This is a genomic window from Stutzerimonas stutzeri (assembly GCF_002890915.1).
GTDB classification, from domain to species: Bacteria; Pseudomonadota; Gammaproteobacteria; order Pseudomonadales; family Pseudomonadaceae; genus Stutzerimonas; species Stutzerimonas stutzeri_AF.
In genome coordinates this window covers 612,323-621,356 of sequence record NZ_POUT01000001.1, presented here as the reverse complement: position 1 = coordinate 621,356, position 9,034 = coordinate 612,323, and the positions used below count along the sequence as shown (strand labels likewise).

The following is a 9,034-nucleotide window of genomic DNA, read 5'->3' as shown; positions in this document are numbered from 1 at the left end:
CCAGCAGGCTGCTCGATATCCCGTCTGCCCTGGCCCAGGTCGTTCTACTCGCTAGAGCGTCATGCCATCGTGCGCCAGGTGCACGTTTTCCGGCAGTTCCCGCGGCTCTTGCATGAACCAGGCATCCAGCTCGTGGCCGATATGGGTCAGCAGCGCCCGGGCCGGCTGCACCGCCTCGATGCTCTCTAATGCGCGGGTCAGGTCGTTGTGGTTGCGCGGCGCTGTCGCGCGGGGCGGTGTCGAGCAGTCGAGTACCAGCACGTCCAGTGCCAGGTCCCGGAGGACGTCGCGGGTGGCGTCCGGCAGGCCGACGGTGTCGGTGAGGTAGGCGATACGGCGTCCGCCGCCCTCCAGCAGGTAGCCGAAGGTGGGCCGCGAATGGGTCAGCGGCAGCGCGGTGACCCGCAGCGTGCCGAGCGGGCGCTGCTCGAAGGCGGCGAACGGTTCGCTGAAGTCGAGAATCCCGGGATGCTTGTAGAGGTCGGCGAGGCCCTCGGGATCGTCCGGGCCGAGTACCGGGATGCGCAGCCCGACGCCCCAGCGCAGCGCCAGCAGGCCCTGGGCATGGTCGGCGTGGTAGTGGGTCTGCAGGATGCCGGCGAAGCTGCCGGGGGCGAAGCGCTCGCACAGGTCCGGCAGGCCGCTGTCGAGCAGCCAGCGCTGGCCGCCGCACTCCACCAGCGCCGAGCAGGGGCCGCGGCGGCGGCGCGGCTCGGCGTGCGCGGCGCGGCAGGCCGGGCAGGCGCAGTTGTACACCGGCACCTGGGCGGCATCGCCGCTGCCGAGCAGGGTCAGGCGCATGGCGCGTGCTCGTCGACCAGCGCCAGCAGCCGTTCGACGCTTTCGCCCAGCGTGGCCGAGTTGTCCAGGCGGAGATAGTCGTCCAGCTCGCCGGCGAACAGCGCGTTGCGCGCCAGCCGCGCCTCGATTTCCGCGTGGGTTTCCCGGCCGCGGGCCCGCAGGCGCTGGCGCAGCACGTCATGCTCGACGCTGAGCAGCACGGCGAGCAGCTCCGGGTAGCGCGCCCGCGCCTGCTGCAGGTGGCCGCGCGAGCCATTGACCAGCACGTGCTCGCCGGCCGCCAGCCAGGCGTCGATCTGCGCCGGGATGCCGTAGGCCAGGCCGTTGGCGCGCCAGCTGAGGGCGAAGGCGTGTTGTGCTTCCAGGCGTTCGAATTCGGCCGGGCTGACCGACTGCGCGGCTTCGCCGACCGCTTCGGCCGAACGGGTGATGACCCGCCGGGCGATGCGCACGCCGCGCTCGGCGAGCAGCGTACGGGCGGCGTCGAGCAGGCTGTCCTTGCCCGCGCCGGAGGGCCCGATCAGGTAGATCAAGCGGCCTTGCATGGGGGGTACTCCCGATTGTCGCAAGCCTGCGGTGGGCAGGCAGTATAGAGCCGGCCGGGATCGGTCTGGGTGGATGATTCGACCCACGGTGGCGCATCCGGTTTTGCTGGCAGGCCTGTGGCCTGCATCGCCGCGAGGGCGCGCCTCCCACCGGTCCGGTGTGTACCGGCTGCTTTTGCTGGCAGGCCTGCTATCGCCGCGGGATCGCGCCTTCCACAAGGGTTCGGAGCGCACCCGTTGCATGCGTGGGAGGCCCGATCCCGGGGCGGTGCTTTTACGGTTCGCGGCATCAGAACACCCGCCGCCCTTGCCGCCAGACCTGCTGGATCACCGGCTGGCCGTGGCGCGAGCGGGCCTGGACCAGGTCGGCGCGCAGGCCGACGCGGATCTCGCCGCGGTCGTCGAGGCCGGCGGCGCGTGCCGGGGCCAGGCTGACGGTGGCGATGGCCTGTGGCAGATCATAGTCGTTGTCCTGCTCGGCCAGGCCCAGCGCGGCCTGCAGCAGGCTGGCCGGGTAGTAGTCGCTGGAGAGGATGTCCAGCACGCCGCGCCGGGCCAGGTCGGCGGCGGCGATGTTGCCCGAGTGCGAGCCGCCGCGGACGATGTTCGGCGCGCCCATCAGCACCTTCAGCCCGCGCGCGTGGCTGGCCTCGGCGGCCTCGAAGGTGGTCGGGAACTCGGCGATGGCCATGCCGTAGCCGGCCGATTCGGCGACGTGTTCGAGGGTCGCGTCGTCGTGGCTGGCCAGCGCCAGGCCGCGGCCCTGGCAGATGTCGACGATGGCGGCTCGCTGCGCATCGCTGTGGCGCGCCGAGTTGGCCAGCTGTTCGGCGACGAAGGCGTCCATTTCCGCCGGGCTCAGGTGGTACTTGCCCATGTAGTACTCGCGGTACTTGGCCATGCGCGCGAATTGGCGCTGGCCCGGCGCGTGGTCCATCACCGAGACCAGCTGCACCAGCGGCTGCTCGACCAGCTCGCGGAACAGTTCCAGGCATTGCGGGTGGCTGACCTCGCAGCGCAGGTGCAGGCGGTGTTCGGCGCGGGTCTGCCCGGCGGCCTCGGCATCGGCGATGGCTTCGAGCATCGTGCCCAGCTGCTGCATGCGCTTGCCCTTGGGGTTGATGTCGCCGATCGACAGCGCATCGAACACCGTGGTGATGCCGGCGGCGACGATCTGCGCGTCGTGGGTCAGCACCGCCGAGGCCGACGGCCAGTCGACGCCCGGGCGCGGGCTCATGTGCTTTTCCAGGTTGTCGGTGTGCAGTTCCACCAGCCCCGGCAGCAGCAGGTCGCCGCCGAGGTCCTGGGCCTGCGGCAGCTGGCTGGCGCCTTCGCCGATGTCGGCGATCAGGCCGTCACGGATCAGCAGGCTGCCGTGGATCACCGCCTCGGCAGTGACCAGCCGGGCGTTGCTGAGTATCTGTTCAGCCGGCATGGGCGAGGTCCTCCTGCGTCATGTCCAGGTAACGGTCGGCGACCGCCTCGCGGATCGCGCGGTCGTGGAAGATGCCGATCAGCGCGCTGCCGGCGGCTTTGGCCTCGGCGATCAGCTCGAGCACCACGCGGGCATTGGCTTCGTCCAGCGAGGCGGTGGGTTCGTCCAGCAGCAGCACCGGCCAGCCGACCATGAAGCCGCGGGCGAGGTTGACCCGCTGCTGCTCGCCGCCGGAGAAGGTGCCGGGCGCCAACTGCCAGAGCCGTTCGGGAATGTTCAGCCGGCTGAGCAGCGCCTTGGCCCGCGCCTCGGCATCGGCACGACTCCAGCCACGGGCCAGCGCCGGTTCCATCACCACCTCCAGCGCCGGCACCCGCGGGATCACCCGCAGGAACTGGCTGACGTAGCCCAGCGTCTGCCGGCGCACGGCGAGCACCTGGCGCGGCGCGGCGCCGACCAGTTCCAGCCAGTCGCCGGCGTGGCGGATGCGGATGCTGCCGGCGGCGGCCAGGTAGTTGCCGTAGAGCGTGCGCAGCAGGGTCGACTTGCCGGCGCCGGAGCGGCCGTGCAACACCAGGCATTCGCCGGCGCCGACGTGGAAGTCCAGCCCGCGCAGCACCTGCAGGCTAACGCCGTGCTGCTGGTGCAGGGTGAAGGTCTTGGCGAGGTCACGGACCTCGATCAGGGTATTCATGGGTGCACTCCTGGCGGGAAGGAAGCGGCCGGATCGCCAGCAAGCTCGCTCCTACAGATGCGGTCGGAGCGGCGCGCTGGTGGTGTAGGAGCCGGTTTGCCGGCGATGGGACGGGCGATGGCGCTCATGGCTGCAGCACCGAGGACACCAGCAACTGCGTATAGGGATGCTGCGGGTCGTCGAGGATCTGGTCGGTGAGGCCGGCCTCCACCACCCGCGAGCGGCGCATCACCATCAGCCGGTCGGCCAGCAGCCGTGCCACGGCGAGGTCGTGGGTGACGATCACCACCGCCAGGTCCAGCTCGCGCACCAGCCCGCGCAAGAGGTCGAGCAGGCGTGCCTGCACCGACACGTCGAGCCCGCCGGTGGGTTCGTCCATGAACACCAGCCTCGGTCCGGAGACCAGGTTGCGGGCGATCTGCAGGCGCTGCTGCATGCCGCCGGAGAAGGTCCGTGGCAGGTCGTCGATGCGCGCCGGGTCGATCTCCACCTGCTTGAGCCAGTCGAGTCCGGCAGTGCGCAGCCGGCCATAGTGGCGTACGCCCTGGGCCATCAGCCGTTCGCCGATGTTGGCGCCGGCCGACACGCCCATGCGCAGGCCGTCGCGCGGGTTCTGCTCGACGAAGCCCCATTCGCTGCGCAGCAGCGTGCGCCGCTCGGCCTCGCTGGCGGCGTAGAGGTCCAGCCAGTCGCCGCCGCCATCGCGGTAGAGCACGCTGCCGCGATCCGGCGGGCAGCGCCCGCAGAGCGCCGAGAGCAGGGTGGACTTGCCCGAGCCGGACTCGCCGACGATGCCCAGCACTTCGCCGGGGTAGAGCTCGAAGGAAACGCCCTGGCAGCCCTTGTCCGGGCCATACAGACGGGTCAGGTCGCGCACCGCGAACAGTGGCTCGGTGCCGACGCTCGTGGCGGGCAGCAGTTGTTCGGCGGCGCTCATGGGCGGCTCTCCTGTTGCTGGGCGCGCTGCGCGCAATAGTCGGTATCCGAGCAGACGAACTGCTTGCTGCCGGCGTCGTCGACGATCAGCTCGTCGAGGAAGGAATCGCCGCTGCCGCAGATGGCGCAGCAGGCGTCCCACTTCTGCACCTCGAAGGGATGGTCCTCGAAGTCCAGGCTGGCCACGCGGGTGTACGGCGGCACGGCGTAGAGGCGCTTCTCGCGGCCGGCGCCGAACAGCATCAGCGCCGGGCTCAGGTGAAGCTTGGGGTTGTCGAATTTGGGAATCGGCGAGGGGTCCATCACGTAGCGCCCGTCCACCGTCACCGGGTAGGCGTAGGCGGTGGCGATATGGCCGAAGGTGGCGATGTCCTCGTAGAGCTTGACGTGCATCACCCCGTAGTCGCCCAGCGCGTGCATGGTGCGCGTCTCGGTTTCCGACGGCTCGATGAAGCGCAGCGGCTCCGGAATCGGCACCTGGTAGACCATGATCTGCCCGGCGGCCAGCGGCGTTTCCGGGATGCGGTGACGGGTCTGGATCACCGTCGCCGCGGGGGTGCGTTCGGTGGTGGCGACCCCGGCGGTGCGGGCGAAGAAGCGCCGGATCGACACCGCGTTGGTGGTGTCGTCGGCGCCCTGGTCGATCACCTTGAGCACGTCGTCGGCGCCGAGGATTGCGGCGGTCAGCTGCATGCCGCCGGTGCCCCAGCCGTAGGGCAGCGGCATCTCGCGGCCGCCGAAGGGCACCTGGTAGCCGGGGATGGCGACCGCCTTGAGCAGCGCGCGGCGGATCATGCGCTTGGTCTGCTCGTCGAGGTAGGCGAAGTTGTAGCCCGCCTCGCGGGCGGGAATGGCCTGGGCATTCATGCGCGTTTCTCCTTCGCCGGCGTCTCGACGGCCATCTCGGCCGGTTCGGCCTGCGGCTGGCGCAGCTTGCGGATCAGTTCCAGCTCGGACTGGAAGTCGACGTAGTGCGGCAGCTTCAGGTGCGAGACGAAGCCGGCGGCCTCGACGTTGTCGCAGTGCATCAGGACGAATTCCTCCTGCTGCGCCGGGCCCTGCACCTCCTCGCCGTACTCGCCGGCACGCAGCGCGCGGTCGACCAGCGCCATGCCCATCGCCTTGCGCTCGGCATAGCCGAAGGCCAGGCCGTAGCCGCGGGTGAACTGCGCCTGCTCGGCGCTGTCGCCGACGAACTGGTTGACCATCTCGCACTCGGTCAGCTCGATGTCGCCGAGGCAGACCGGGAAGCCCAGCTCCTGCGGCTCGATCCAGACCTCCACCGCGCCGATGCGGATCTCGCCGGCGAACGGGTGGTTGCGGCCGTAGCCGCGCTGGGTCGAGTAGCCCAGCGCCAGCAGGAAGCCCTCGTCGCCACGGGCCAGCGCCTGCAGGCGTTCGGCGCGGCCGGCCGGCAGCGCCAGCGGCTCGCGGGTGAGGTCCGGCACCGGCTCGCCGTGGTCGGGCTCCGGGGTCATCAGGCCTTCGGCGCCGAGCAGGTCGAGCACCCGCGGGCAGTCGCCCAGGCTGGCGCCTTCGTCGACCGGCGGGCCGGGGCGTTCGCCTTCGGCGAGCAGGGCGAAGTCGAGCAGGCGGTGGGTGTAGTCGAAGGTCGGGCCGAGCAGCTGGCCGCCGGGCACGTCCTTGAAGGTTGCCGAGATGCGCCGGCTAAGCTGCATGGCGCCGGTGTCCAGCGGCAGGCTTTCGGCGAAGCGCGGCAGCGTGGTGCGGTAGGCGCGCAGGAGGAAGATCGCCTCGACCAGATCACCGGCGGCCTGCTTGATCGCCAGCGCGGCGAGTTCCTCGTCGTACAGCGAGCCTTCGCTCATCACTCGCGCCACGGCGAGCGGTAGCTGCTGGCGGATTTGCTCGACGCCGAGCTCGGCAATGCCGGTATCGCCGCGGCGCTTCTTCGCCAGCAGTGCGTGGGCGTTGTCGATGGCCTGTTCGCCACCCTTGACCGCGACGTACATCAGGCCACCTCCTGCAGCGAATCGCCGATGCGCGTGCTGCGCGGCAGGCCGAGCACCTGGCCGTCGGCACAGAACAGCGCGTCCAGCCCGCGCGGGAAGTCGATCCGCGCGGCGCGTTGCTGCCAGAACGCCGGCGCCAGCGGCAGGCCGACCAGCCGGCTGCCGTCGATGCCCGGCCCCTGCCAGCTCAGCGCCGGGCCGCGCTCGAGGCGGTCGAGCTGGACCAGCAGCGTGCAGGACTGGTCCGGGTAGCGCTCGCTGCCGGGGTAGAAGCCGGACAGGTCGTCCAGCGCGGCGGCGTCGAGCAGGGCGAACAGCGCCTCCTCGCGCGCCTCCACCACCGGGCAGCCGCAGTGGAAGGCCAGGTTGGCGCGGATCGCCGGGGTGTCGAAGGCCGGCGCCAGCCATAGCGGCGTATCGTTGTCGAGCAGGCTCAGGCACAGCGCGTAGGTGGCCGGCTGCAGGCGCTCCACGGCCTCGACGGCGGCCAGCGGCTGGCGCGTGCCGGGTTCGGCCAGGGCCTTGAGCGCGGCGCGGAAGCTCTTCTGGGCGTCCAGCACCGGATCGGCGAAGGCGGCCTGCAGCAGGTCGGATGGGAAGGCGCGATTCATCAGTCTTCTCCTCGCAGCAGCGTGAAGAACTCCACGCGGGTAGTGGCGGTTTCGGCAGCCTTGCGCGCGGCGCGGCGGGCCTGCGCGGTGGCCAGGGGTTCGATCAGCTCGGCCAGCCAGCGCGCCTGTTGCGGGCCCTGCAGGTGGGCGTCGGCGAGCGCGGCGAGCTCGGCGTGGCGCTTGTCGCGGCCGGCGCGGTAGCTGTAGCCGGTGTGGCCGTCGGCCAGGCGCACCACGCAGCGGGTGACGCTCATCTCGCCGAGGTTGAACGGCGCGCCGGTGCCGCCCATGCGCCCGCGCACCAGGGTCATGCCGATTTCCGCGGGGCGGATCAGTTGGTGGGTGCAGTCGCGCAGGGCGTGCTCGAACGGCGCCAGCTCGGCGGCGTCGGCGCGGGCCAGCACCGCCATCCAGCGCTGGCGGGCGGAGGGTTCGCAGGTGTGCATGGGGTTCTCCATCAGGGGGCTACCTGGTACTGGAAGCGGTCGGAGCGGCTCGCCGAGAGGGCGATTTCCACGGGCCGGCCGGCGGGATCGGAGGACAGGGTGAACACCGACAGCAGCGGCATGCGCAGCGGCATCAACAGCCGCGCGGCCTCGTCGCGGTCGGCCAGGCGCGCGCCGATCAGGCTGAAGCTGCGCGCCAGCGGCAGGTCGCGTTCGCCCAGGTAGTGGCGCAGCGAGCCGCCCTGGTAGTCGGCCAGCAGGTCGGCGCGGCTGGCGCAGTAACGATGGCGGATCAGGCTGACCGGCTCGCCGTCGAGCAGGCGCAGGGTGTACAGCTCGATCAGCGCGGCACCGTCCGGCAGCTGCAGGTGGCGCGCCTCCTCGGCGCTGGCGGTGAGCAGGCGGCGCTCCAGCAGGCGCGCCTCGGTGCGCACGCCGAGGGCGGCGAGGGCATCGCTGTAGGCGCTGTCGGCCTGCAGCGGATAGACCAGCGGGCGTTGCAGCACTTGGGTGCCCTTGCCCTGGCGGCGCAGCAGGCGGCCTTCCTGCACCAGCTCGTCGACGGCGCGGCGCAGGGTGTGGCGGTTGACCGCGAAGCGCCGCGCCAGCTGCATTTCGCCGGGGAGGAAGTCGCCGATACGGTAGTGACGCAACTCGCCGCGCAGCACCTGCGCCAGTTCGAGGTAGAGCGGTTCGCTTGCTTGTCTAGACAACTGCATGGTTTTTTCGAAGGCGCCAGGCGCCCACTCCGGTCAGATGAAGAGCTTGCGCAGGCGCTGGGAGAGCAGGTCGATCAGGCTCACCACGGCGATGATGATCAGCAGCAGGGCGGCGGTCTGGGCGAACTGGAAGCCGCGGATGGCTTCCCAGAGGATCACGCCGATGCCGCCGGCGCCGACCATGCCGACCACCGTGGCCGAGCGCACGTTGGATTCGAAGCGGTACAGCGAGTAGGAGATCCACAGCGGCAGCACCTGCGGGATCACCCCGAAGATGACTTCCTGCAGGGCGCTGGCGCCGGTGGCGCGCACGCCTTCCACCGGCCCCGGCTCGATGGCTTCCACCGCCTCGGCGAAGAGCTTGGCGAGCACCCCGGTGGTGCTGATCCACAGCGCCAGCACACCGGCGAAGGGGCCCAGGCCCACGGCGACGACGAAGAGCATGGCGAAGACCATCTCGTTGATCGAGCGGCAGGCGTCCATCAGCCGTCGCACCGGCTGGTAGATCCACCAGGGCACGATGTTCTCCGCGCTGAGGATGCCCAGCGGGATGGCGCAGACGATCGCCAGCAGCGTGCCCCACAGGGCGATGTGCACCGTGGTGACCATTTCCTTGAGGTACAGCCGCCAGTTGCCGAAGTCCGGCGGGAAGAAGTCGGCGGCGAAGGTCGCCATGTTGGCGCCGTCGCGAACCAGCAGCAGCGGGTTCATCTCCGCGCCCTGCCAGGCCCAGGCCAGTACGGCCAGGCACAGGCCCCAGCCGAGCAGGCGCGGCCAGCTGCGCTTGTCGTTGCCCGCCAGCGGCGGCGTGGTACTGAGTGTGGTCATGTTCTGTTCTCGGCGGCGTGGGCGACGCGAACGTGGCGCCGCAGCG

Annotated in this window: 11 protein-coding genes; all 11 read right to left on the bottom strand. The window is 71.0% G+C overall.

Going from position 1 to position 9,034, the window contains the following annotated elements; translation table 11 throughout:
* Window positions 1–51: 51 nt before the first annotated feature.
* A complete protein-coding gene (phnP, locus tag CXK94_RS02955; protein WP_102893211.1) occupies window positions 52–801 on the bottom strand; it encodes a phosphonate metabolism protein PhnP in 750 nt (249 codons plus the stop codon).
* Complete coding sequence (gene phnN, locus CXK94_RS02950) at window positions 792–1,346, bottom strand: phosphonate metabolism protein/1,5-bisphosphokinase (PRPP-forming) PhnN (RefSeq protein WP_102893210.1); 555 nt, start codon at window positions 1,344–1,346, stop codon at window positions 792–794. The genes phnP and phnN overlap by 10 nt, the downstream gene beginning before the upstream one ends.
* A 289-nt stretch (window positions 1,347–1,635) precedes the next feature.
* Complete coding sequence (locus tag CXK94_RS02945; protein WP_102893209.1) at window positions 1,636–2,781, bottom strand: alpha-D-ribose 1-methylphosphonate 5-triphosphate diphosphatase; 1,146 nt, start codon at window positions 2,779–2,781, stop codon at window positions 1,636–1,638.
* Window positions 2,771–3,475 carry a phosphonate C-P lyase system protein PhnL gene (phnL, locus tag CXK94_RS02940; RefSeq protein WP_037045126.1) on the bottom strand — a complete coding sequence of 235 codons (705 nt, stop codon included), beginning with the start codon at window positions 3,473–3,475 and terminating at the stop codon, window positions 2,771–2,773. Before phnL ends, CXK94_RS02945 begins: the two co-directional genes overlap by 11 nt.
* A gap of 124 nt (window positions 3,476–3,599) precedes the next feature.
* A complete protein-coding gene (gene phnK, locus CXK94_RS02935; RefSeq protein ID WP_102893208.1) occupies window positions 3,600–4,412 on the bottom strand; it encodes a phosphonate C-P lyase system protein PhnK in 813 nt (270 codons plus the stop codon).
* The gene (locus CXK94_RS02930; RefSeq protein ID WP_102893207.1) at window positions 4,409–5,278 is read right to left on the bottom strand and encodes an alpha-D-ribose 1-methylphosphonate 5-phosphate C-P-lyase PhnJ; all 870 of its coding nucleotides are present in this window, start codon (window positions 5,276–5,278) and stop codon (window positions 4,409–4,411) included. Before CXK94_RS02930 ends, phnK begins: the two co-directional genes overlap by 4 nt.
* Window positions 5,275–6,384 (bottom strand): carbon-phosphorus lyase complex subunit PhnI, encoded by a 1,110-nt coding sequence (locus CXK94_RS02925; protein WP_102893206.1) that lies wholly within the window; start codon window positions 6,382–6,384, stop codon window positions 5,275–5,277. Before CXK94_RS02925 ends, CXK94_RS02930 begins: the two co-directional genes overlap by 4 nt.
* Window positions 6,384–6,995, bottom strand: coding sequence for a phosphonate C-P lyase system protein PhnH (gene phnH / locus CXK94_RS02920; RefSeq protein WP_102893205.1), 612 nt, complete (start codon window positions 6,993–6,995; stop codon window positions 6,384–6,386). Before phnH ends, CXK94_RS02925 begins: the two co-directional genes overlap by 1 nt.
* Complete coding sequence (gene phnG, locus CXK94_RS02915; RefSeq protein WP_102893204.1) at window positions 6,995–7,441, bottom strand: phosphonate C-P lyase system protein PhnG; 447 nt, start codon at window positions 7,439–7,441, stop codon at window positions 6,995–6,997. Before phnG ends, phnH begins: the two co-directional genes overlap by 1 nt.
* 11 nt (window positions 7,442–7,452) lie before the next feature.
* On the bottom strand, window positions 7,453–8,160 hold the full coding sequence (phnF, locus tag CXK94_RS02910) for a phosphonate metabolism transcriptional regulator PhnF (protein WP_037042660.1): 708 nt from the start codon (window positions 8,158–8,160) through the stop codon (window positions 7,453–7,455).
* Window positions 8,161–8,193: 33 nt separating this feature from the next.
* A complete protein-coding gene (gene phnE, locus CXK94_RS02905; RefSeq protein ID WP_037042657.1) occupies window positions 8,194–8,988 on the bottom strand; it encodes a phosphonate ABC transporter, permease protein PhnE in 795 nt (264 codons plus the stop codon).
* Between the last annotated feature and the right edge of the window lie 46 nt (window positions 8,989–9,034).

Excerpts from the sequence above, each read along its gene's own strand:
- CXK94_RS02930 (WP_102893207.1), bottom strand. The coding sequence starts at position 5,278 with ATGAATGCCCAGGCCATTCCCGCCCGCGAGGCGGGCTACAACTTCGCC.
- phnP (WP_102893211.1), bottom strand. The coding sequence starts at position 801 with ATGCGCCTGACCCTGCTCGGCAGCGGCGATGCCGCCCAGGTGCCGGTG.
- phnH (WP_102893205.1), bottom strand. The coding sequence starts at position 6,995 with ATGAATCGCGCCTTCCCATCCGACCTGCTGCAGGCCGCCTTCGCCGAT.
- phnE (WP_037042657.1), bottom strand. The coding sequence starts at position 8,988 with ATGACCACACTCAGTACCACGCCGCCGCTGGCGGGCAACGACAAGCGC.
- phnN (WP_102893210.1), bottom strand. The coding sequence starts at position 1,346 with ATGCAAGGCCGCTTGATCTACCTGATCGGGCCCTCCGGCGCGGGCAAG.
- phnG (WP_102893204.1), bottom strand. The coding sequence starts at position 7,441 with ATGCACACCTGCGAACCCTCCGCCCGCCAGCGCTGGATGGCGGTGCTG.
- phnF (WP_037042660.1), bottom strand. The coding sequence starts at position 8,160 with ATGCAGTTGTCTAGACAAGCAAGCGAACCGCTCTACCTCGAACTGGCG.
- CXK94_RS02945 (WP_102893209.1), bottom strand. The coding sequence starts at position 2,781 with ATGCCGGCTGAACAGATACTCAGCAACGCCCGGCTGGTCACTGCCGAG.
- CXK94_RS02925 (WP_102893206.1), bottom strand. The coding sequence starts at position 6,384 with ATGTACGTCGCGGTCAAGGGTGGCGAACAGGCCATCGACAACGCCCAC.
- phnL (WP_037045126.1), bottom strand. The coding sequence starts at position 3,475 with ATGAATACCCTGATCGAGGTCCGTGACCTCGCCAAGACCTTCACCCTG.
- phnK (WP_102893208.1), bottom strand. The coding sequence starts at position 4,412 with ATGAGCGCCGCCGAACAACTGCTGCCCGCCACGAGCGTCGGCACCGAG.